Below are 22,410 nucleotides of genomic sequence, written 5' to 3'. Positions count from 1 at the left end.
ATCTTCACCCTCTAATCTTATGATGAATTTTTCTCGCCAGGTCGAAGGCTCTTTTATTTTTCTTGAGAATTTTCACGGCTGCATATTTAAAGCCCCCCTTAACTCTTACCTGAGAAGCGGGATGGCAGGATAATAACGTTATGAAAATAAACGGTCGGTTTCTGAACTTATTTATTAAATCATAACATTTAACATTCTCAGGAGTTTTTTTTGTTATCAGAACTGTCATGATTTGCCTGTAATCACCATGACATAGGTTAAGCAATTCATTTATTTGAAAAACGTTTGATTTGAACAAAAAGCGCAAATCTTTTGGCAGTAAATTCGCGCCCTTACGCTCTTCTTTTTTTCTTTCGATACGACACTCATCAATGATTGACATTATGTCATTATCGATTTCAGAGAATGCCTTCATTAAACCTCCGATTTTACTGCAACAAGTTCCATTTCCCGACAAAGTCCGTTTCGTCTGTTATCTTCGATAAGCTCTATTTTTTCAAATCCTGCATTTATCAGTAATTCTTTCAATGAATTTACTGAAAACATTGTGTAATGAAAATCGCCTTCATAGTCTTGAGCCCCGTAAGTGACTTTACGAAGCGCTTCAAAAGTCATTTCCCCTGCAATATAATCTCTAATCATACTATCGGCATCAGGTGTAACTAATCGCAACTTTCCGCCAGGCCTAATTTTTTTAAGCCAATGTGGGAAAATTTTTCTTTTCAATTCTAATTCAGTGAAATGTTCTATCAAATGCGCAGCATAAATTTCTTCCAAAATGTTGTCATCAAATAAGAGATCATCCGCACTAGTAACTACATCAACACCGGGAAGCTCACGCGCATCAACATTTATATATCCTTCTGGCTGTACATGCCCGCATCCCAAGTTTATCTTACGAATACCAAGCTTCAAGAATTTATCATCAGATATTGTTCTTTTATCAATTTTATTAAAATCTTTCTTATCCGTCAAAGTGTCAGTTTTCAATCGCATTTCAAACATCATTTCTTCACGTATGAATTCCATACGATTGCGTACATCATCAACTCTGGCTAAAATATTATTACTATTGCTTATCACTCGCTCAATTATATCATCTTTTATAATATTTATATTTTCATCACTTGTCTCAGTCACAGGATTAGGTTGAGTGTTTGAGTTTTTATCCATTACTATGGTTTGTAATTTTGCATCCAGTTGATTAACCTTTTCGTTCAGTAGGTTTAACGAGTTTACAATGTTTTGATATCTGGATTTTAATTCATGAATGAAATTGATCATAATAACCTTAGGATTCGATAACTACACATTTATTTTCAAGCCATGCGCTTCCAACGAAAATTTTTCCTGGTGCGATGACTTGAAATTTCCCTAAACCATCTTTCCAGTGAAAACATTCTTCATAATGGTCACGATCTTTGTGCAACGCTGCTGAAACACTATATTCTCCAACACCTATATTCATATTCAAATTGAACTTGATTAACTTTTCCCCTAACTTATTCATTTCTATTTTATGCGCAAGTGTGTTAGTACCAAATATAATATTTCCTAGCCTGTCTCTGATATGAAAACCAAGTGTCAAGCCATTAGTAACGCTGCCATTAAAAACTTCAAAGACTAAATATATATTTTCACCAGAGGTTGCTATGTCAGTTTTTTCACCAATGCTATTTTCAAGGTAAAAAGCCTTAATCATGGCTTTTTTATTACCCGATTCTGATTGACCACCAGCTGCGGAAACCTCATTTTTTTCAGATGTTTTTGATAATTTGGCGTTATACAGATTCATAATATCTGTAGGTAATCCATCTGCTATAATCTTTCCTTTTTCCAACAAGATAGCCCTGGAACAAATATTGGCAATTGCAGCCTGATCGTGTGATACAAGCAATAATGTAGTTCCCTGAGATTTAAATTCCCGGATTCTATTGAAGCACTTAGCCTGAAAATAAGCATCGCCTACAGAGAGAGCTTCGTCTACAATCAGTAGTTCCGGACGGGTTGCTGTTGCTACAGAAAATGCAAGCCGAATTTGCATACCGCTTGAATAAGTCCGCACAGGTTGATCGATATAGTTGCCTATTTCAGCAAACGACTCTATCTGTGGCATTAATTCTGTAATTTGCTGCGAAGAAAGTCCCATTAATTGACCCGACATATAAGCATTATCACGCCCGGAGAAATCCGGATGAAACCCCATGCCTAACTCTAAAAGTGCAGCAACGCGTCCTTGCACTTTAACATAGCCTGATGAAGCTGTAGTGGTACCGGTAATTATCTTCAATAGGGTACTCTTACCAGCACCGTTCATTCCAATAATACCGACAGATTCACCAGAGCCAATATCGAAACTTATATCTCTCAATATTTCAATGTTACTGTGGCATATCTTATTTCCGAACGTCAGCCATTCAATAATCCTATGATTTCTCTTTGCGTAATTTTTATAAGTTTTAGATACATCACTAACTGAGATAATATTCATTATAGTTCGTCTACCATTTCGCCGGAGTGTTTGCGATATAAACGATATGCAATCACATTGAATATAATAGTTAATGTCATTACTAATGTTAAATCAGACCAAATAGGTGCCTGGTGATACACAAATACTCTTTGGTAACCCATGATCACTGCAGTCATTGGATTCCACATTAACCAACTGCGAGCCCATTCTGGAATGATATTTATTAAATATATTACAGGTGTGAACCAGAACCAGAATTGCAAAAGTATAGTCATAAACTGGCCAACATCTCTAAAAAATACATTCATCACCCCTAATGTAATACCCAGACCTGTAGCGAATAAAACCTGTATTATTAGTAATGGTATGATGCAAAGGAAGACTACCCCAGGAAAATTTCCTGTTACTATCAAAAAAACAACATACAATGAAAATATTATAAGGAAATTAACAAACGATACTCCAATAGAAATAATAGGCAGGCATATTCTCGGAAAGTTTATTTTTTTTAAATAATTCCCACTATCTACAAAAATATTTATTAATCTACTCAGAAGCTCTGAGAAAAAGCCCCACGTTAGCAAGCCTGCACACAGATATATACTATATGCAAAAGGAATAGTGCTATCCGGCATCCTCGCTTTCATAACTTCCGAAAAAATGACAGTGTATACAACAATCATTGCAAGGGGCTGAAGTACGAGCCATGCAGCCCCCAATAAGCTGGTATGATATCTGCTCTTAAACTCTCTTTTGATACTGTTAATTATAAAATCTTTATAAGCTGAAGCAGCTATTAATGTTTTGAGCATTAAATCAAGCCTCTGATGATTTCTTTTACTTCCGTAAGTTTTTCTTCAACCATTCCGGGATTTGATTTCCCTTCTATATTTACACGTAGTAATGGTTCTGTATTAGAAGTTCTAACGTTAATTCGCCAATGTTCATGATCTATGCTAAGGCCATCGGTATGATTAATTTCAAGACATTTCGCAGAAAATGAATCTTTTATTGCGGCTATCGCTGCGTTCTTGTTTTCAATGTTGAAATTAATTTCACCGCTACAAGGGTATTTGGTCAATCTTTCTTTTATCATGTCCGATAATTTAATTCCCTTTACAGCTAGCAGTTCAGCCGATAATAACCACGGAATCATTCCGCTATCGCAATAGGCAAAATCACGGAAGTAATGGTGTGCGCTCATTTCGCCGCCGTACACCGCATCTTCTTCACGCATGCGCTCTTTAATAAACGCATGACCTGTTTTAGACATAACAGGTATGCCACCCGCTTTGGTTACGACGTCGATGGTGTTCCAGGTCAAACGGGGATCGTGAATGATCTTCGCGCCAGGCTCTTTCTTGAGGAACGCTTCTGCCAGCAGGCCAACAATGTAATAACCTTCGATGAACTCTGCGTTCTCGTCAAACAGGAAGCAGCGATCAAAGTCGCCATCAAATGCGATGCCCATGTCGGCTTTGTTCGCTTTCACCGCATTGGAGGTATCTTTCCGGCATTCTGGCAGTAAGGGATTAGGAATACCGTTCGGGAAGTTGCCATTCGCTTCATGATGAACTTTAACGAAGGTGACCGGTGCATTCGCCAGCTGAAAGCGCTTTTCGATCTCATCGATAACATGACCGGCAGCGCCATTACCCGAGTTGATGACCAGCGTCATGGGTTTGGTGAAATTTGCCAGATCAATGTAACCCATCAGGTGATTGACATAGGCATCCAATACCGAGATCTGTTTATAGCTGCCACGCTTAGCTGCATCTACCGGCGCAAAATCGTTAGCTTCAGCCAGACGCTGAACATCACGTAAGCCTGTATCGCCACTGATAGGACGGGAACCTTCACGCACCAGCTTCATGCCGTTATAGTTCATCGGATTATGGCTTGCCGTCACTTCGATGCCACCATCAATGCCTAAATGGAAGGTGGCGAAATAAATCTCTTCCGTGCCGCTTAAGCCGATATCAAGTACATTGGTACCCGCATCCATTAAACCATTGGCCAGGGCCATTTTCAGGCTTTCGCTGGTCAGGCGGACATCGCCGCCCACGACAATCGTTTCCGGCTTTAAAAATTCGCCATAAGCGCGACCAATACGATATGCAATTTCTTCATTTAATTCCGCGCCAAGCTCACCGCGAATGTCATAAGCTTTAAAACAGGTCAATGCTGCCATGATCTTGTCTGTCCTTACTTACTTGCAAATTGTTCTTTAATCAGAATTAAGTCGTCATCACCCAGATAGGAGCCTGACTGAATTTCCAGCAACTCTAAGGGAATCTTGCCTGGATTTTCAAGAGTGTGCTGATGGCCAATAGGAATAAAGGTCGATTGGTTTTCCGTCAGCAATAAGGTTTTATCCTGAATAGTCACTTTGGCAGTGCCGGATAAGATCACCCAGTGTTCAGTTCGGTGATAATGCATCTGTAATTCGAAACGTTCACCCGGTTTAACGGTGATACGATTTACATTAAAACGGCCGGTATTTACCACCAGATCGCAGCGTCCCCATGGCCAGTAAGTTTCACGATGACGACGATATTCCGTACGGCATTCGCTCTTCAGGAACTCCACCACGCGTTTGACGTCCTGAACCTGATCTTTGCGCGCCACCAGCACGGCATCTTTGGTGTTAACAATCACCAGATTTTCCACGCCGATAGCTGCCACTAACTGATCTTCGCTGTTGATGTAGCAATTTTTAGTGTTATGCAGGAAGGTATCGCCTTTCAGCGAGTTACCGGCTGCATCTTTTTCATTCACTTCCCACAGCGCGGACCAGGATCCGACATCGCTCCAGCCTGCATCCAGCGGCACCACGACGGCAGCGTCCGTTTGCTCCATCACGGCATAATCAACGGACTCATCCGGGCAGGCAATGAAATCGTCTTTATCAATGCTGATGAAGTCGTTACCTTCTGCCACATTCGCCATGGCACGGCGGCAGGCATCCAGAATATCAGGACGGAATTTTTCCAGTTCCTGCAGATAACGTTTGGCGCGGAACATAAACATCCCGCTGTTCCAGTAATATTCACCGGAAGCCAGATAATCCTGAGCCGTTTTCAGGTTAGGCTTTTCCACAAAACGCTGCACGCTAAACGGCGCATGTTCATCACCCGCCAGCTGCTCACCGCGATGAATATAGCCGTAACCGGTTTCAGGTCCGGTGGGCACGATGCCGAAGGTGACCAGATGCCCCTGCTTGGCATATTTCGTTGCGGTGGTGATGGCCTGGTGGAATGCCGCGCGGTTCTCAATGACATGGTCGGCGGCTAACACTAACAGTACCGGATCATCGCCTTGCTCAATCGCGTTAATCGCTGCCAGAGCAATCGCCGGCGCCGTGTTGCGACCAACCGGTTCAAGGATGATGTTATGGGAAAGTTTGTTGATCTGACGAAGCTGTTCAGCGACGAGGAAACGGTGCTCTTCGTTGCAGATGACCAGCGGAGCTCGCGCTTCGACACCGGTCAGGCGGTTGACAGTCTCCTGCAGCATCGAGTGCTGTCCGTGCAAGCTGATGAACTGTTTTGGATACAATTCACGTGAAAGGGGCCACAAACGACTGCCGGTTCCTCCGGCCATGATTACGGGAAGTAACATTCCACAACCTCTAATGTGTCTTTTAGACTGCTCTATCATTTTCAGCGGGACAATTTTTCAGCAAAACAAAAAATAGCCACGCTACCGCCCTTGGCTTGCAGCAACCAATATGCTGTGTAACAAGTCAATCCTGTGCTTTCCGTCTCGGCTAATTATGGTCAATATTGCAGCATCAACCGCTTTGTCTGAGACCATCGCAAATAATACATTTTGTGCTGCCGAATTAACATGGTTATTGTCTGATGCCGGCGCGGCGAATCTTAATTTCTTTTCATCGTTGCGGTTAACTGCAAGCTACTGAGTCGGAAAGAATATAGCTGGCGATTCGCAGAATGAAAGGCTGCAGCGGGGTTTCACTAAATCAATATGATGAGTTGTGAACTTGATGCATTGGTCTGGCGCTGATTAGGATTTTTCTGCATCCCGCAAATGAATGCCTGAACAAAAAAACACCAAAGTAAATTATTTGCCCATAAAAAAACCCGGCATATGCCGGGTTTTTACTCATTACCTGCTTAATCACTTAAAGCCATTCGGGTTCTTCGACTGCCAGTTCCACGTATCGCGCATCATCGCATCAATACCGCGCGTGACGCGCCAGTCGAGCTCTTTGTTGGCCAGGCTGGCATCCGCCCAGAACGCGGGCAGATCGCCGTCGCGGCGCGGTTTGAACTCGAACGGAATCTGTTTACCGGACGCCTGCTCAAACGCCTTGATCATCTCAAGCACCGAGAAGCCTTTGCCGCCGCCGAGGTTGTAAGCTTTGTAGCCTTCAACTTTTGGCAGGTGATCCAGCGCTTTCAGGTGCCCTTCCGCCAGGTCGACGACGTGAATGTAGTCGCGCTGGCAGGTGCCATCTGGCGTCGCGTAGTCATCGCCAAACACGCCTAGCTTGTCCAGACGCCCAATCGCCACCTGCGCAATGTACGGCAGCAGGTTGTTCGGAATACCGGTTGGGTCTTCGCCAATCTCACCGGATTCGTGCGCGCCGACCGGGTTGAAGTAGCGCAGCGCGATGGCTTTGAAGTTCGGCTCGGCTTTGGCGAAGTCGCGCATCACGAACTCAATCATCAGCTTGGAGGTGCCGTACGGACTGGTGGTGCCACCAATCGGCGTCGTTTCGACGTACGGAACCGGTGCGTCAGCGCCATATACGGTGGCGGATGAGCTGAAGATGAAGTTCCACACGCCGGCGGCGCGCATCTCTTCCAGCAGCACCACGGTCCCGGCGACATTGTTCTCGTAATATTCCAGCGGCATGCGCGTGGATTCGCCCACCGCTTTCAGCGCGGCGAAGTGGATGACGGCTGAGATGTCATTGCTGGCAAACAGATCGCGCAGGCAGGCGCGGTCGCGGATGTCGCCTTCAACGAAGACCGCTTTCTTACCGGCCAGCTTCTCAACGCGATTGATTGCTTCGCGCGAGGCATTGCAAAGGTTATCCAGGACTACAACGTCGTCGCCGCGCTCTAACAGCGCCAGCACCGTATGGGAGCCGATGTACCCTGCTCCGCCCGTTACCAAAATAGCCATGTGTACTCCTTTAAAACCGCGCAACCTGCGCGGCGGGGAAAGAGATTATTTTGCCAGAATTTTTTGGATTGCTTCGCGGAAATCGCGGCCCTGGGTGTTGTTGCGCAGACCGTAAGAGACGAAGGCCTGCATGTAGCCGAGTTTACGGCCGCAGTCGAAGCTGGTGCCGGTCAGCAGCTGAGCATCAACCGGTTTTTTCTGGCTCAGAGAGGCGATGGCATCGGTCAGCTGGATACGGCCCCAGGCGCCTGGCTCCGTGCGCTCAAGTTCACCCCAGATATCCGCAGAAAGCACGTAACGGCCCACGGCGGTCAGGTCTGAGTTCAGCTCGGACGGATGCTCAGGTTTTTCCACGAAGTTGGTGATGGTGCTGATATCGCCCGGGTTATCCAGCGGCTGCTCGGTGGTCAGCACGCCATATTCAGACAGGTCTTCGCCCGGCATGTGTTTCGCCAGAACCTGGCTGCGGCCGGTCTCTTCGAAGCGTGCCACCATCGCGGCAAGGTTGTAGCGCAGGTGGTCAGCGGTGGAGTCATCCAGCAGCACGTCTGGCAGTACCACCACAAATGGGTTGTCGCCAATCATCGGACGGGCACACAGTACTGAGTGGCCAAGACCCAGCGGGTTCGCCTGACGCACGTTCATGATAGTCACGCCCGGCGGACAGATTGACTGCACTTCGCTCAGCAGCTGGCGTTTAACGCGCGCTTCAAGCAGCGCTTCCAGCTCGTAGGTGGTATCGAAGTGGTTTTCCACTGCATTTTTGGAAGCATGGGTGACCAGCACAATCTCCTTGATGCCCGCCGCCACGCACTCGTCGACAATGTACTGAATCATTGGTTTATCGACGATAGGCAGCATCTCTTTCGGAATGGCTTTAGTCGCAGGGAGCATATGCATACCGAGACCCGCAACCGGGATTACTGCTTTAAGCTTGGTCATATTTATTCCATTTCATGAAGTGAATACGTGGGGTCGATTATGCAGGATCGGCCGGTTGAGCAAGTATAATCTTTATCTGAAAAACCGGCACTAACTCTCTGTCAACACATAAAAAATCGTCAAAAAGTCCATCTGCCAGTCAGCGATGAGGCGGGAAAAAAAAGCGGCTAAATGGCTGAAAAACAGTGGAAGGCAGAGTGCTGAGCAATGACCGGTGAGGCCAGTGATTGTTGAGCGTTCAGACCGGCGTTGCGGAAACATCATTGGGGCGAAGATGGAAGCGTATTTTTGAAAGGTCGCCATGAATGGCGCCCCTTATATCCCGATCATTCTCCTCCGGGTATGATGATCCCCGACTGATCATCGGGAAGTTGCTGGTGAGATGGGGGCGCCCCCTGGGCATAAAGCCTGCTTCGTAGATTCATCCCCGGCAACTTAACTCCCGCCTTCAAGACCGGACGGTATCCTGTGCCCCGAGCACGCATCCATAAGGATGGTCATGGCGGTTTCCCTGTGCTGTTAAGGAGAATCTATGCAAACCCGTATGCCTGTCGGCATTGATATTGCCTCCGGAAAGTTTGATGTGGCCGTCTGGAAAGGCGACACGTCTTACAAAACCAAAGTCTTTCCCAACACCCCTAAGGGCTTTATCGCCCTGAAAAAATGGCTGGAGCCGTTCGGCTGCTGCCATATCTGCATGGAGGCTACCGGCGCGTACAGTGAGCCGCTGGCCACCTTCCTGCACGACGAAGGCTATGATGTCAGCGTGGAAAATCCCGCGCGCATCAGGCGCTTCGGACAGGCGGAGCTGAGCCGTAACAAGACGGATAAAGACGATGCGCGCATGATAGCGCGCTACTGTAAACTGCACGGCCCGTCGCTGTGGCAGCCGGCGCCGCTGAATGAACGCAGGCTGAAGGCGCTGGTGAAGCGCCTGACGAATCTTCAGGAAATGCGGCAGATGGAAGAGAACCGGCTGGAGGTCTCGGATGCGGTGGTGCAGCCCTCAATCCGCGTGGTCATTGCGGCGCTGGATGCGCAGATAGACGAAACGAAGCGGGCAATAAACGACCATATCGACAATGATCCGGGCCTTAAAAAGAACAGGGAACTGCTGGAGTCCATCCCGGGCATCGCGGGCGTGCTGAGCAGCACGATGCTGGCGTATCTGGGGGACATGTCGAGGTTCAGCAGCAGCAAGGCGCTTGTGGCGTGGGTGGGTCTGAATCCGATGCGGCAGGAGTCCGGTGAGTGGAAGGGCAAAAGCAGGATATCGAAGATGGGCAACAGCGCGATGCGCAAGGCCCTGTACATGCCTGCGATAGTGGCGATGAAGTGGAATCCGGCGGTGAGTGCGCTGAAGAAACGGCTGGATGCGGGTAAGAAAACGGGAAAAGTCGTGGTGTGCGCGGCGATGAAGAAGCTGCTGCAGCTGGCTTATGGCGTGCTGAAATCGGGTCGTCCGTTCGATGCCGAAATATGTCTTGCCAGGTAACCGGCAAGACGGTATCTACGGGATCACTGCAGGTTTTTGTAGGGTGCGCATTGATGCGCACCGACAGCTGCACGTCAGTCACCGATCACATCTGATGATGCCGGGCGGTCGCCGTTGCCGACGACCGCCCCCGTCATCACCGCTTACAGCCAGCCCTCAAACCACTCGGGCATCACGAACAGGTTGAAATGATTCACCAGCAGCATCAGGCCGACAAACACCACCGACACCGACACCCACTGGCGCGCATACGGCATAAAGCGGATGCCAATCACCGGTTTGATGAAGAACGGATGCGCGAAGGCGGAGATCAGCACCTGGGAAATCGACAGCGTCAGCGCCACGTAAATCACGTTCGGCCAGATCCACGTAGTGGCCAGCACCACCACCACCACCAGGCTGGCGACGATATTCCAGTAGAACTCGACGTTGGTGCGTCCGTTCGCCTGGGAGATCGCGCCGGTCAGGCCGCCCATCGGGCGCAGCATACCGAACAGCAGCATCAGTGGGATCAGGTGATACACCTGCTCGTGCGAGGCGCCATACAGCACACGCACAATCACCGGAGAGAGAATACCAATCGCCAGGTACATAGCACTGCTGAACAGCATGATGACGAAGGTGCCCTTGAGGAACAGTTTTTTCAGCTGCTCGGGATCGTGCTGCTTCTCGGCGAAGCGCGGCAGCGCCAGGCGGTTAATCACCGGCGACACCAGTTTCAGCGGCTGCAGAATCAGCTCTTTCGCCAGTGAGTAAACCCCCAGCATCTCGGCACCCATCACTTTACCGACGATCAGCGCATCGGCCTGAGTACGCAGCTGGTTAATGGTCTGTGAACCCAGCTGATAGATACCGTAACGCACCGCACTGACAAAGGTTTTGCCGTCGAACTCCCACGTTGGCCGCCACGACTTCTCGCCAAAGTAGATCATGCAGAGAATGCGCGTGAAGGCGTTGATGAACAGCCCGAGAATCGCTGCCGCTACCGTCAGCGAGGTGAAATAGAGCATCGCCACCGTACACAGGAAGGCAAACAGCTTGGTGCCCATCTCAATCTTCGCCAGCGTCACCATGCGTTTGGTTTTGACATAGTGCGCCTGATACTGCGACAGGTGACCGAGCACGAGGAAGTTGAGGCTGGTCAGCATAATCAGCGCCGTCAGCTCCGGCAGATGGTAGAACCACGCCACCGGCCAGGCGATGGCCAGCATGATCAGACCGGTACAGAAGCTCAGCGAGACGTTAACCCAGTAAATGGTGCTCTGCTCACGACGTGTAATCTCCTGACGATGCACGATGTAGCTGCTCATGCCCATGTCCTGCAGCACGGTAGCCACCGCCAGAATGGCGTTGATGATCGCCAGCAAACCCAGCTCGTGCGCTTCCAGCTTGCGCGCCAGCACCGCCAGCTGCAGCACCTGCAGCAGCGCGGCAAAGCAGGTGCTGCCAAACAGCCACACCGCCTGTTTTTTTAATCCACTCACACCATGCGCTCCAGAATTTTCGCCAGCTCGCCGTAAGCGATGTGCTGATTGAACTCGGTTTCCACTTTATGGCGCGCTGCGGCCACCACCGGTGCAACGTCAACGTCGCCGCGCGACAGGCGCAGCAGCGTGTCCGCCAGCTCATCGGCATCATTTTCCGACACCAGCCAGCCGCTGACGTTATTCTGAATCAGCTCCGGGATGCCGCTGTGGTAGGTGGACACCACCGGCAGGCCGACCGCCATCGCTTCCATCAGCGCCACCGGAATGCCTTCCATATCGCCATCGGCGGCGGTTTTCGACGGCAGCAGGAAGATATCGGCCTCGCTCAGCGCCTGACGAATCTCCTCCTGCGGCTTGAAGCCCGGCATGGTCACCATATCTTCCAGGCCGGCACGCGCGATGTGCTCGCGCATCATGCCGTCCTGCTCGCCGTTACCAATGATGGTGAACTGGAACTGACCGCCGTTATCGCGCAGGATTTCACTGGCTTTGACCGCCACGTCCAGCCCTTTTTTCTCGGTCAGGCGCGCCACCGAAACGATGCGCAGCGGTTTGTGGAACGCGTCGCGTGGCTGGAAGTTAAACTTCTCCGGCTCGATGCCCATGCGCGTGACGTGCACTTTCTCGCGCGGACAGCCCATCTCAATCAGCTTGTTCTCCCATAGATGGCTGATCGGCAGCATCAGTTCGCTCTGTCTGAACAGGTTGATGTAATCCTGTTTGTGCTCTTCAAGAATGTGGCGACGCGAGATATCAGCGCCGTGGAACACCGTCGCCTGCTTGCCCTTCAGTACCCCCAGCTCGCGCAGTTTATTCGCCAGCGCACCGGCATAGCCGAAGTGCACCAGGAACACATCGGCGGTAAAGGTCTGCCGGGCATTAGCGACAATGGCTGGCAACAGCAGCTTTTTCGCCTGCGCACCGTAGCGGCCAACGTTAAGCGACTTCAGCAGCGCCGGCTTGGCGATTTTCGGCAGCATCAGTCCGATGCGCTGGGTCAGTTTGTCGAGGTTTGATACCTTCTCTTCCGGCAGCAGATAGTGGGTTTTCGCCGCCAGATTGTACTCATCGAACGCGGCATGACGGTTGATCATGTCGCCCGGAAACACCGAGATGACCTCGACGTCATAGCCGGCATCGATGAAATGCGTCACCTGATTGAGGACAAACGTCTCAGAGGCAACCGGAAAACGCATGGTGAAAAAGGTTAGCTTCATCACTTACCCCAGGACGTTGAGAATTTCTTCGGTGATGCGGTTGCCGATTTCACGCTCCTGCGCCACCGCGGTGTTCACTTTTTGCTTCACGTTGTCGTAGTCCGCCAGCACCGTCTGCACTTTGTCGATCAGCGAGCCGTCCATCAGGCTCTGCACATCGGTGGCCATCTGCGGCAGACCCAGCTGGTTCATCACGCCGAGTGATTTGTGCTCGTAGTTGATGGCCACGGCTGGCGTGCCAAAGTTCATGGAGATGATTGCCGAGTGCAGGCGCGTGCCGATGGTGAGATGGCAGTGGCTGAGCAGGATGCCGAGCTCCAGGTCGTTGAATTCGTCCATGATCACATGGTAGTGCTCCGGCTGCTCAACGTGGTCGCGCAGCGTCAGCGCCACCATACGGTCATCTTTGGCATAGCTGTCGATGCCGGTACAGGTGGAGAACGCCACCACCTGATAACCTTCGGCGATCATGGCGTTGATCACCCGGCCAAACGCGGCTTCATACTCTTTCTGCGTAACGCCAAGGCGTTTGTCGAACGGTGCCAGCTCACGCACGGTGATGGCGATGGTTTTGCGCGACTGAATGATGTTCTGCCAGTGCAGCAGGTTGTGGCTCGGATTTTCCACCTCGCGCGCCTGCACCAGGAACGCGGTGTCCACGCCCTTCTTCACCCGGCTGGTGGTCACGCCATCCTGCTTCAGGCGATCGAGGCTGACCTCTTCGCGCAGCACCAGGCTGTCGACGCGATCAAAAACAAAGTTTGCCAGCGCATTGACGCGCGGGTTTTCGAACGGGCCCACCGAGTGACCGATCATGTGCAGCGGCTTCTTCGCCATCAGCGCGCACAGCGCGTGATCGAACTGAGTGACGCCGTACAGATCGACGAAGAACGAGCCACCAACCTGGATGATGGCGTCATATTTCGCCAGGCTGCGGGTGAATTCCGCCAGATGCGGCGGCACCGAGAAGGATTTATACACGCCACCTTTGCCGAGGTGTGCCATCATGATGTCCGGCATCAGACGGTTGGCGACTTTGCGCTTCAGGCTGCTGACCAGCCCTTTTGGCGCCTTACTGTTATGCAGAAACAGCGAATCCTGCTGGATGTGCTGCTGCAGTAAATATCCGGAGCTGGTTGGATAGCGGCTGATGACATCGATATCCAGATCCCCACGCGCGGCCTGCAATGAATCAATCAGTCCACGTAAAATCGCGCCATCCCCACGATTTCCACAGGTATGGTTACCCACCAATAAAATCTTCATAAAAACTCCAGATAAATTTTTGTAATTTTTTACAAGCCGCCAGTTCCATACTGGCTAAGTGAACTCTGTAAGAAAAAACTGCTAATGGGCCAGCGGCCCGAAATTGACGACTGCCTGTTGTGACGTAAATGCGTTACCTGTTTAGCGGTGCGCATTAATGCGCACCCTACATATCTGGCGCTGCGCTGGGTATCAATCCGCGCCCTGCATCGCCGGTATACGGTGCGCATAAATGCGCACCCTACATTTCTGGTGCTGCGCCGGGCATCAATCCACGCCCTGCATCGCCGGTATACGGTGCGCATAAATGCGCACCTTACATTTCTGGTGCTGCGCCGGGCATCAATCCGCGCCCTGCATCGCCGGTACACGGTGCGCATAAATGCGCACCCTACATATCTGGTGCTGCACTGAGCATCAATCCGCGCCCTGCATCGCTGGTATACGGTGCGCATAAATGCGCACCCTACAAGTCCTGTGCGCGATGATGAGAAGTGCACGGACGTAGGGTCGCCATTCATGGCGACCGCCGCTCACCCTCACGACTTCAGCGCAAAATACGGCAGCGCCACCTGCTCGCCGTTGATCACCACTGAAACAAACCCCTTCGGCTGGCGCGTATCCACCTGTTCGGGCTTGAGCGCGCGCGACGCCAGCAGCAAATCGCCCTGCTCATTGCCGCCGATGCCGGCTTTACCGTTGTGCAGGCTAAACCGTTGCGGGGCCGGCTGGCTGCCGCTGGTCGGACTGCCCTGCGCCATGGTGGCGTCAACGCGCGCACAGCGGCCGGTGAGGAAACGGTCTTTGGCGGTGCTCTTAATCAGCACCACCGCCGTCGGCGTCCAGCCCGCCAGTTTGACGAACACTTTGCTATCGGTATCGCTGCGCGCATCGACGCGCACCTCCAGCACCGGCGAACTGCCTTCCGCAGACCAGCTGGCTTCCGCCTTGCTGGTTTTGCGCTGCAGATGAATCACCGCGCGACCGCCGGTCTGTTTACCGCCCATCACGTCGAGCAGCGGCTGTTTGTCGCTGCCGTTGCTGAACTGCGACTGACCAAACAGCTCGATCTCCCAGCTGTCACCCACGGTGGGCGAGTAAAAATTCCCCAGCTCGAACCAGGTGGCCTGATTGGTGTTGTTGGTCAGACGGAAACGCGACGTGATGTAGTTGTATTTCAGGCTGCCGTCGATGGCCACGCCGTAAGACTCCACCCGCGTTGAGCCCATCTCCCAGATATTCAGCCAGCGCTCGCCTTCCAGCGAGTTATCGATCCAGCTGCCAGACTGCAGATTGGTCTGGCGCATGTTGAGGCGGGAATTGCGCGCGTTCAGCGGGTTTTTGCAATCTTCCAGGCTCAGCGCATCAATGATCCACTGGCCGTTCGAGATATCGCCGGGGTGCTCACTGTGCTCAATCCAGCCGTTATGAATGATCGACTGGCTGCAGCGCGGCAGGTTAAGAACCATGCCACCGGTACAGCGCTGGGCGTTGAAGTTCGACAGCTCAATCGCCGTACTGTGGTCCCACGCACCCTGCTTCTGTCCGGACCAGCTGGCTTTGATCACGTCACCGGTACAGGTGTCGGCGTACCACTGGTCGATTTTGCAGTCCAGCGTATCCAGCAGGCTGATCGAGGTGCCGCCGACGCGGTTGAAGCGCAGGCAGGCACCGCGGAAGAACTGGCCGCCCGGACAGGTGTTGCGGAACAGCCCCTGTTTGTTTGGCCGCTTGTCGTTCTGACCGTTGAAGATCAGGTTGGAGATTTCGGTCCAGCGCGCATTCACCTGGAACAGGAATTCGGAACGACCGTCAGAAACCAGCGTGGTCGCCGGGAAATAGCCGAAGTTAACCATCGCACCGGAAATGCGGAAGAAGCGCTGCTGCTGATCGCCAAAGTCACAGCCGGTGACGAAGAAGGTGCCTGCCGGAAACTGCACGCAGATCTGCTGGTTAGCCTTGAGCGACCACTGATACATGGCTTTGATCGCCGGTGCCGTATCGGTTTTGCCGTCGGCGATGGCGCCGAAGTCAAACAGCGTCAGACGGTTGAAATCTTCCACCACGCGGCGCCAGTAGAACCCGCTGCCGCTGAAAATCACGCCGCCATCATCTTCGCCTTCGCCATACACGCCGACGAACTCGCCGCCGCCCACTTCCAGTCCTTCGTGCCAGCTTTTCAGCTTGATTTTCGCCCCGGCAAACAGCGGTCGGGTTTTACGCAGCTCTTCCACCGACGGGATTTCGCCGATCAGCTGATAGCCATTCGGCTGCGCCAGGCGCTGGCTGAAGTTGCTGGCGTTCGGGCGCGACACGTCGCTGATGGAAAACAGCGTATTGCCCTGATTATCTTCCACCACCATCGAGTGCGCGGGATTGGCGATTAACGCGGCATTATCGTGAATAAACTGGGCAAAGTTTCCTTTGTTGAGCGCAATTGGCTGGCTCACCTGGGACACCTTACCGCTGGCGTCGCGCAGATACACCGGAATCTGGTTGCCGGCCTGGCTGGCATCTTTGCCTGCTGCGCCAATCCACAGTTTGCCTTCAAAGTTCTGCCAGAACTGCGGTGGCATGGTATAGACGTTTTCCGGCGTCAGAATCGGCACATCGCCCGGCGGGACGCTGGAGGCATCAACCGCTTTCAGCGCCGGCTGACCACTTTTGGCGGCGTAACTGGAAAACGCGCTCACCGACAGCGCGGCAACAATGGAGGAGGCTGCAGTTTGCAAGACTTCTCTTCTTTTCATGCTAACAATCCCGTGGTCATGGGGCCGCATGGCGGCCGAAAAGGTATCCCCGAGGCACGATAAAAGTGGTTATACCAGCGCCAGCCAGCTCTGTTTGATCTGATTACCGTCAAACTTCAGCGCCGTCTCTTTGGTCTTTTCGCTCATGGCAAAGAACAGGCGATCGTCGCTGGCCAGCTGCTCCATGCGCGCCAGGAAAGTGGCTTTGTCGTTCATTGGCACCAGGAAGCCATCTTCGCCGTGATTGATGATCTCCTGCGGTCCGGTCGGACAGTCATAGGCCACCACCGGCAGCGACCACGATTTGGCTTCCAGCAGTACCAGCGGCAGTCCTTCATAACGTGAGGTCATCAGCGCCATGTCGCTGTCGCGGTAGTAATCATTGATATTGCTGACTTTGCCGACAAAGTTAACGCTGCCGGTGATGCCCAGCGCCGCGGCCTGATCGTGCAGTTGCTGGCGCAGTTCGCCGTCACCGGCGATCACCAGCTTCCACTCCGGGTGTTTTTTGCTGAAGTCGGCCCAGATATCCAGCAGCAGGTCAAAGCCCTTCTGGTTATCGAGGCGGCCTACCGCCAGCGCCTGACGGCTGCGCGTCTCGCGCTGCCAGGATTTGTACACCACCGGATTAGGAATTTGCTGGCTGGGGATATGCCAGCGGGTGAAGACCTGATGGTCTTTGTCAGTCAGCACGATCACCTGGTCGTAGTAGCGCAGCAGCAGCCACTTCAGCAGTTTGATCGGCTTGCTGAACGAGTTAATAGCGATGTGCTCACAGGCGTAGGCTTTGAAGGTTTTTTTCTTCATTGCCATCAGGTTCCAGAAGGCAAACATCACGCTCAGGCGCCCCATACTGATCAGGAATACGCTGTCGAAGCCCTCCTGATGGATGCGCGCCACGGCACTTTTAATCGGGTTGCTGTGGCCTTCGAAGCTGACAATCTCTTTCACCCGCTCAAACGGGTAAAAGGTTTTGCCGTGCCCTTCCAGCGAGTAAATGGTGACGGCATGCTCCTCACCGAGGCACTCCGACATGAAGTTGCAGATGTTCTCCGTGCCTGCGTAGGAGTAGGCATCCTTAATAACCAAAACAATCTTTTTCATCTGATACTTTTCACCTCAAATTGCTCAAATCCAGACCCAAGTCATTTGCGTTGCCGCAAGGCGGCAAGTGCGTTCATTCCCGGGAGCTTACTCAAGTAAGTGACCGGGATGGACGTGCGCAGCCAACGTAGCGGCAGCGCGAAGGACACAGGGTCTTAGCGATGTTTAAGGGTGAAAAGAACCCCATTCACCATATACCAGCCGTAATAGTAATAGATTTTTAAAGGATTGTTTTTATAGATAATTCTTAATAATTCGAGGTGCCATTTCGCCGCTTTATTTTTGTTACGCGACAGCGAATCGCCCAGCTCGTAGTAATTGACCAGCGTCTTCTGGATCACCCGGGCTTGTTTGTAGCGGAGGAACAGCTCATAGAGGAACAGGAAGTCTTCATGGCCTTTACGCTGGAAGAAGATGCCCTGTGGCGGACGACGGAAACACACCGAGGAGAAGCAGACGCGATACTGCTTCTTCACGAAGTTTTCCTGCTGCAGATAAAGTTTGTTGTAGTTGATGTCGTGATCGGCGGTTTTGGTTTTGTAGTGATAATGGGTGATCACAAAGTCGTCACCGGCGGCCAGCGCCTCGGCCTGCTCGGCCAGTTTCTCCGCGTGCCATTCGTCATCGCTGTCGAGAAACGCAATGATCTCCTCTTTGGCCGCGCGCAGGCCCACGTTGCGCGTTTCCGCCGCGCCGAGGTTGACCTCGTTGCTGAGGATAGTGATGCGCGCGTCCTGGCAGTGCTCGCGCACAAAAGCGAGTGAATCATCGGTGGATTTATCATTGACCAGGTAGAGATGCCAGTCGCTGTAGGTCTGATTCACGATCGACTCAACCGCACGCAGCACGGTGTTGCGCGCGTTGTACATCGGCATCACGATACCGATGGTGCCAACATGATTTGTCATTTGTATACCCGGAGTGTCAGGAACCGAAAAAATGCTCCCGCTGCGGGAGCAAGTGAAAGTCATAAATCGATCAGGAAACCGCTCTTCGCCCCGTGAAGCGCGACTTCAGCTTATCGACCAGGCGATTGATGAAGTAAGCGCGGTTATCACGGTTGGTGAGGAAGAAGTAGCGCGCAAAACTGACGCTGGCCAGCAGCGAATTGCCATCCATTTTGTAGCGCAGCGGCAGCTTGAACGCTTTGTAGGTATGGATATCGCGCGCCGTCAGGTGCGGCTTCATGGTGTCGAGCCAGAAGAAGGAGTACTTCACCGACTCGCCTTTGTGTTTGGAACCAAATTTGGTCACCAGATGGTAGGTCGCCAGCGGTTTGGCGATCATCACAAATTCGTAGCCCATGCGGTCGGCGCGGATGCAGAAGTCATAATCCTGATGGCGAATATAGCGCGCATCAAACTGGATTCTGGCGGCATCTTCGCGTTTCAGCACGATGGTACTGGTCTGGATAAAGCCGTAACAGCCAAACAGGTACTCCGCCACGGTCTCGTTTTTACCCGGCGGCTGCATCGGCATCACTTTGAGGAAGCTGCCGTCCTGATGAATATTGACCTGGCTGAAGATGACATAGCGCGATTTACCCTGCGCTTCCAGCTTGCGGATGGTATCGCACACTTCCAGCAGCTTGTCCGCGTGCCACTCGTCGTCGGCGTCGAGGAAGCTGATGAAGTCGCCCTGCGCCAGTTCAATACCTTTGTTGCGCGCGCCGGCACCGTTGAGTTTGACCTCAGACAGCTCCAGTTTGATGTCCAGATCCTGATAGCGCTCGCCGCGCACCACCTGCGCCAGTTCCGCGGCATCAGCGGATTTGTCATCCACGATGATGACTTCAAAGTTGCGATAGGTTTGCGCTTTAACGCAATCCAGCGTCGTGACAATCGATTTCGACGCGTTATAAGCGGGAATTACAATTGAGAAGCGGATGTCCTGCATTGCCAGCACCTCTTAAACAGCTGTTCCAGATTCAACGGTAACGCGAGCGGCCTGTAGAAAGGAATCGGCTTTGTTCTGAAAAATCATGCCGTTAGTATTCTTTTTCAATAAGACTTTTCGTACCGTCACGGAAATATCTAAGATTGTGCTGTGTGTATGTTTGATGGTGCAAAACGCACCGAAAAATTTAGTCGCCATGTATGGCGTTATGTTCGGGAAAGCGGTTTGCCGGTCGCCATCAATGGCGTTATATCCGACAGAGCGGTTTGCCGGTCGCCATGAATGGCGACCCTACAGCGTCGGGCACGGTTCTGACCGCCAGTGCATGTATGCGCACGGGTAAAGAGGTCAATTCTCCTGCACCGTTCACGTAGGGTGCGCATTTATGCGCACCTCGCTAACGCTTTTTAGTCATAAAAAGGGGCGGAAAATCCGCCCCCGATAGTGCTTAGCTTTTGCTCTCTTTGCCGTATTCGTAGTTGTAATAGTCGTAGCCATAACCATAGGCATTCGACGCTTTACGGACCACGGCGTTGAGGATGACGCCTTTAATCTCGATACCGTTCTGAGCGAAGCGCTTGTAGCTGACATCCAGCTCTTTAGTGGTGTTAGTTTCGAAACGCGCCACCATCAGCGAGGTACCAGCCAGCTTACCGATGATGGAAGCGTCGGTCACAGCCAGAATCGGCGGCGTATCAATCAGCACCAGGTCATAGTTCTTGCTTGCCCAGTCCAGCAGCTCCTGCATGCGACGATGCATCAGCAGCTCAGACGGGTTCGGTGGCACCTGACCGCGCGGCAGGAAGTCAAAACCGTACACGCCCTTCTGAATCATCGCCGGCGAGAACTCGCTTTTGCCCGACAGCACGTTAGACAGGCCGGTCTTGTTGTCCGCACCCAGCAGCTCGTGGGTATAGCCGCGACGCATATCACCATCGATGAACAGCACGCGCTGACCTGCTTTGGATACCAGCGTCGCCAGGTTGGCACAGATAAAGGTTTTACCAATGCCCGGGCTGGCACCGGTGATCATCAGGATGTTGTTTTTCGCTTCCATCATGGCGAAGTGCAGGCTGGTACGCAGGCTACGAATCGCTTCGATGGAGAGGTCAGTCGGGTTACCCAGCGCCAGCAGCGTGTTGTGCGGATCCGACTTCTCTTTGCTGCCGCGTCGCGCCAGCGCTTCGGTGTCTTTCTTACGCTGCCACTCGGAGAGCGGTACGCTGGCATAGACGTTCATGCCCAGCTCTTCCAGCTGCTCCGGGTTGTCGATCCCGTGGTGGAACAGCGCTTTCAGCAGCACCAGACCAACCGACAGCATCAGACCAACAATCAGGCCCGCGACAATAATCAGCAGTTTCTTTGGTGCCACCGGGCTGGTGCTGGTTTCAGCACGGTCGATGATGCGCACATCACCCACGGTGCTGGCCTTACTGATGCCCAGTTCCTGCTGACGGTTCAGCAGCTGCATGTAGATTTCCTGACCGGCCTGCACATCACGCGTCAGACGCAGAATCTCCTGCTGGGTCTGCGGCATGGCCGAGATTTTCTTGTTCAGCTGCGCCTGTTCCGCTTCCAGCGTTTTGCGTTTTTCCAGCAGCGCGCGGTACGTCGGGTGGTCTTTGGTGAACAGCTGGGAAACTTCGGCTTCACGGAAGGTCAGCTCGTTCAGCTGGCTCTGGACGCTAACGGACGAGTCGAGCGCCGATTTGGCTTCCAGCGACATGTCCACCGACTCGTTCTGACGACGGAAGGTGTTCAGCTTGTCTTCCGCATCGTCCAGCTTGGCACGCACGTTAGGCAGCTGGGTGCGCAGGAATTCGAGGCTCTTTTCCGCCTGCTCAGACTTACGCTCAACGTTCTGCAGCAGATAGTTGTTGACGATCTGGTTCAGCACGCGGCTCGCCTGCTCCTGATCTTCATCCTGGAACTCCAGGCCCAGCACGCCGGTGGTTTTGCCTTTATCGGCGACGGTCAGCGCGCCGAGTACGGTTTTAATCGCCTGCAGGTCGCTCAGCTTGGTAACGCTGAAGCTGGTGCCTTCGTCAGCCTGAATGCCGCTAACCAGCATGGTGACGTCGCCGTGCTGCTCCAGCTGACCGACGCGGCCTTTGAACAGTTCGTCGCCGTCTTTGCTCACGGTATAGGTCTGCGGACCGGTGACTTCCAGCTCAACGGTACGTTTGTCGATGCTGCGCGGAATTTCCAGGCGTGAAATGGCAATCTGCGCCGGCTTGTTGCCCATCAGGCGCGACAGACCTTTACCGATCACCGGGAAGTAGTTTTGCTGAATGACCGTGTCCAGACCGAGGTCGTTAACGGTTTTACCAATCACCATGCGGGATTCGATAATCTGAATCTCGGTGTCTGATGCTGGCGTGGTCGGAATCACATCCTGTAATTCGTTCAGCACCGAGGCGGTGTTTTTCTGCTCCACCTGCACCATAGCGTCCGCGCTATAGATTGGCGTAGCAAACAGTGTGTAGAGCGTTGCCATCAGCATAAAGAAAGCGGTGACCGCCACGATGATCCAGCGATGATCGATCAGCTGTCCCACAAGATGCGCCAGATCCCATCCATTCGAATCTTCTTTTGGCGCAGTCATAACCTTGTTTTTGATATTCAT

Annotated in this window: 18 protein-coding genes; 1 reads left to right on the top strand and 17 read right to left on the bottom strand. The window is 52.3% G+C overall.

All coding sequences use genetic code 11. From position 1 onward, the window contains the following. Positions 1-4 precede the first annotated feature (4 nt). The 9 genes from C1N84_RS07025 to C1N84_RS06985 form a co-directional block, all read right to left on the bottom strand. A complete protein-coding gene (locus tag C1N84_RS07025; protein ID WP_394541819.1) occupies positions 5-415 on the bottom strand; it encodes a hypothetical protein in 411 nt (136 codons plus the stop codon). Further along, a complete protein-coding gene (locus C1N84_RS07020) occupies positions 415-1,284 on the bottom strand; it encodes a class I SAM-dependent methyltransferase (RefSeq protein ID WP_264442825.1) in 870 nt (289 codons plus the stop codon). The genes C1N84_RS07025 and C1N84_RS07020 overlap by 1 nt, the downstream gene beginning before the upstream one ends. A gap of 7 nt (positions 1,285-1,291) precedes the next feature. Continuing rightward, complete coding sequence (locus C1N84_RS07015) at positions 1,292-2,491, bottom strand: ABC transporter ATP-binding protein (protein WP_264442822.1); 1,200 nt, start codon at positions 2,489-2,491, stop codon at positions 1,292-1,294. Beyond that, positions 2,491-3,285, bottom strand: coding sequence for an ABC transporter permease (locus C1N84_RS07010; RefSeq protein ID WP_264442820.1), 795 nt, complete (start codon positions 3,283-3,285; stop codon positions 2,491-2,493). The genes C1N84_RS07015 and C1N84_RS07010 overlap by 1 nt, the downstream gene beginning before the upstream one ends. Continuing rightward, positions 3,285-4,664: a phosphomannomutase CpsG gene (cpsG, locus tag C1N84_RS07005; protein WP_264442817.1), complete on the bottom strand. Its 1,380-nt coding sequence runs from the start codon at positions 4,662-4,664 to the stop codon at positions 3,285-3,287. The genes C1N84_RS07010 and cpsG overlap by 1 nt, the downstream gene beginning before the upstream one ends. A gap of 14 nt (positions 4,665-4,678) precedes the next feature. Further along, entirely contained in the window at positions 4,679-6,094 is a 1,416-nt protein-coding gene (locus C1N84_RS07000; protein ID WP_058757298.1) for a mannose-1-phosphate guanylyltransferase/mannose-6-phosphate isomerase, read from the bottom strand. Positions 6,095-6,613: 519 nt separating this feature from the next. Then, positions 6,614-7,627, bottom strand: a complete 1,014-nt coding sequence (galE, locus tag C1N84_RS06995; protein ID WP_058757297.1) for a UDP-glucose 4-epimerase GalE — start codon at positions 7,625-7,627, stop codon at positions 6,614-6,616. 45 nt (positions 7,628-7,672) lie between these two features. Then, positions 7,673-8,569 carry a UTP--glucose-1-phosphate uridylyltransferase GalF gene (galF, locus tag C1N84_RS06990; RefSeq protein WP_021509335.1) on the bottom strand — a complete coding sequence of 299 codons (897 nt, stop codon included), beginning with the start codon at positions 8,567-8,569 and terminating at the stop codon, positions 7,673-7,675. 90 nt (positions 8,570-8,659) lie between these two features. Continuing rightward, entirely contained in the window at positions 8,660-8,872 is a 213-nt protein-coding gene (locus tag C1N84_RS06985) for a hypothetical protein (RefSeq protein ID WP_264442809.1), read from the bottom strand. A gap of 229 nt (positions 8,873-9,101) precedes the next feature. Between C1N84_RS06985 and C1N84_RS06980 the strand changes: the two genes are divergently transcribed. Continuing rightward, on the top strand, positions 9,102-10,064 hold the full coding sequence (locus tag C1N84_RS06980) for an IS110 family RNA-guided transposase (RefSeq protein ID WP_104189859.1): 963 nt from the start codon (positions 9,102-9,104) through the stop codon (positions 10,062-10,064). A 143-nt stretch (positions 10,065-10,207) separates the two neighbouring features. Here C1N84_RS06980 and C1N84_RS06975 read toward each other — a convergent pair whose 3' ends face one another. The 8 genes from C1N84_RS06975 to wzc form a co-directional block, all read right to left on the bottom strand. Then, complete coding sequence (locus C1N84_RS06975) at positions 10,208-11,548, bottom strand: MOP flippase family protein (protein WP_104093120.1); 1,341 nt, start codon at positions 11,546-11,548, stop codon at positions 10,208-10,210. Then, positions 11,545-12,768 carry a glycosyltransferase gene (locus C1N84_RS06970; protein ID WP_264442804.1) on the bottom strand — a complete coding sequence of 408 codons (1,224 nt, stop codon included), beginning with the start codon at positions 12,766-12,768 and terminating at the stop codon, positions 11,545-11,547. The genes C1N84_RS06975 and C1N84_RS06970 overlap by 4 nt, the downstream gene beginning before the upstream one ends. 3 nt (positions 12,769-12,771) lie before the next feature. Continuing rightward, the gene (wcaK, locus tag C1N84_RS06965) at positions 12,772-14,034 is read right to left on the bottom strand and encodes a colanic acid biosynthesis pyruvyl transferase WcaK (protein ID WP_058757295.1); all 1,263 of its coding nucleotides are present in this window, start codon (positions 14,032-14,034) and stop codon (positions 12,772-12,774) included. 539 nt (positions 14,035-14,573) lie between these two features. Then, positions 14,574-16,784, bottom strand: a complete 2,211-nt coding sequence (locus tag C1N84_RS06960) for a phage tailspike protein (RefSeq protein ID WP_264442800.1) — start codon at positions 16,782-16,784, stop codon at positions 14,574-14,576. Positions 16,785-16,853: 69 nt separating this feature from the next. Further along, positions 16,854-17,888 (bottom strand): glycosyltransferase, encoded by a 1,035-nt coding sequence (locus tag C1N84_RS06955; RefSeq protein ID WP_021509330.1) that lies wholly within the window; start codon positions 17,886-17,888, stop codon positions 16,854-16,856. Between the two features lie 155 nt (positions 17,889-18,043). Beyond that, positions 18,044-18,796, bottom strand: coding sequence for a glycosyltransferase family 2 protein (locus C1N84_RS06950; RefSeq protein ID WP_264442798.1), 753 nt, complete (start codon positions 18,794-18,796; stop codon positions 18,044-18,046). Between the two features lie 70 nt (positions 18,797-18,866). Then, positions 18,867-19,784 carry a glycosyltransferase family 2 protein gene (locus C1N84_RS06945; RefSeq protein ID WP_058757292.1) on the bottom strand — a complete coding sequence of 306 codons (918 nt, stop codon included), beginning with the start codon at positions 19,782-19,784 and terminating at the stop codon, positions 18,867-18,869. A gap of 448 nt (positions 19,785-20,232) precedes the next feature. Next, the gene (gene wzc / locus C1N84_RS06940; protein WP_021509327.1) at positions 20,233-22,410 is read right to left on the bottom strand and encodes a tyrosine-protein kinase Wzc; all 2,178 of its coding nucleotides are present in this window, start codon (positions 22,408-22,410) and stop codon (positions 20,233-20,235) included.

The sequence above is a fragment of the Pantoea sp. SGAir0418 genome (assembly GCF_043529865.1).
Note: the sequence above shows the minus strand (reverse complement) of the source record. Positions and strands in the feature narration are given on the sequence as shown.

Bases quoted from the DNA above. Each gene is read 5' to 3' on its own strand.
- C1N84_RS06970 (WP_264442804.1), bottom strand. From the start codon at position 12,768: ATGAAGCTAACCTTTTTCACCATGCGTTTTCCGGTTGCCTCTGAGACG.
- wcaK (WP_058757295.1), bottom strand. From the start codon at position 14,034: ATGAAGATTTTATTGGTGGGTAACCATACCTGTGGAAATCGTGGGGAT.
- galE (WP_058757297.1), bottom strand. From the start codon at position 7,627: ATGGCTATTTTGGTAACGGGCGGAGCAGGGTACATCGGCTCCCATACG.
- C1N84_RS06950 (WP_264442798.1), bottom strand. From the start codon at position 18,796: ATGACAAATCATGTTGGCACCATCGGTATCGTGATGCCGATGTACAAC.
- C1N84_RS06960 (WP_264442800.1), bottom strand. From the start codon at position 16,784: ATGAAAAGAAGAGAAGTCTTGCAAACTGCAGCCTCCTCCATTGTTGCC.
- C1N84_RS06945 (WP_058757292.1), bottom strand. From the start codon at position 19,784: ATGCAGGACATCCGCTTCTCAATTGTAATTCCCGCTTATAACGCGTCG.
- galF (WP_021509335.1), bottom strand. From the start codon at position 8,569: ATGACCAAGCTTAAAGCAGTAATCCCGGTTGCGGGTCTCGGTATGCAT.
- C1N84_RS06985 (WP_264442809.1), bottom strand. From the start codon at position 8,872: ATGGCGACCTTTCAAAAATACGCTTCCATCTTCGCCCCAATGATGTTT.
- C1N84_RS07015 (WP_264442822.1), bottom strand. From the start codon at position 2,491: ATGAATATTATCTCAGTTAGTGATGTATCTAAAACTTATAAAAATTAC.
- C1N84_RS06955 (WP_021509330.1), bottom strand. From the start codon at position 17,888: ATGAAAAAGATTGTTTTGGTTATTAAGGATGCCTACTCCTACGCAGGC.
- wzc (WP_021509327.1), bottom strand. From the start codon at position 22,410: ATGAATATCAAAAACAAGGTTATGACTGCGCCAAAAGAAGATTCGAAT.
- C1N84_RS06980 (WP_104189859.1), top strand. From the start codon at position 9,102: ATGCAAACCCGTATGCCTGTCGGCATTGATATTGCCTCCGGAAAGTTT.
- C1N84_RS07010 (WP_264442820.1), bottom strand. From the start codon at position 3,285: ATGCTCAAAACATTAATAGCTGCTTCAGCTTATAAAGATTTTATAATT.
- C1N84_RS07025 (WP_394541819.1), bottom strand. From the start codon at position 415: ATGAAGGCATTCTCTGAAATCGATAATGACATAATGTCAATCATTGAT.
- C1N84_RS07000 (WP_058757298.1), bottom strand. From the start codon at position 6,094: ATGTTACTTCCCGTAATCATGGCCGGAGGAACCGGCAGTCGTTTGTGG.
- C1N84_RS07020 (WP_264442825.1), bottom strand. From the start codon at position 1,284: ATGATCAATTTCATTCATGAATTAAAATCCAGATATCAAAACATTGTA.
- cpsG (WP_264442817.1), bottom strand. From the start codon at position 4,664: ATGGCAGCATTGACCTGTTTTAAAGCTTATGACATTCGCGGTGAGCTT.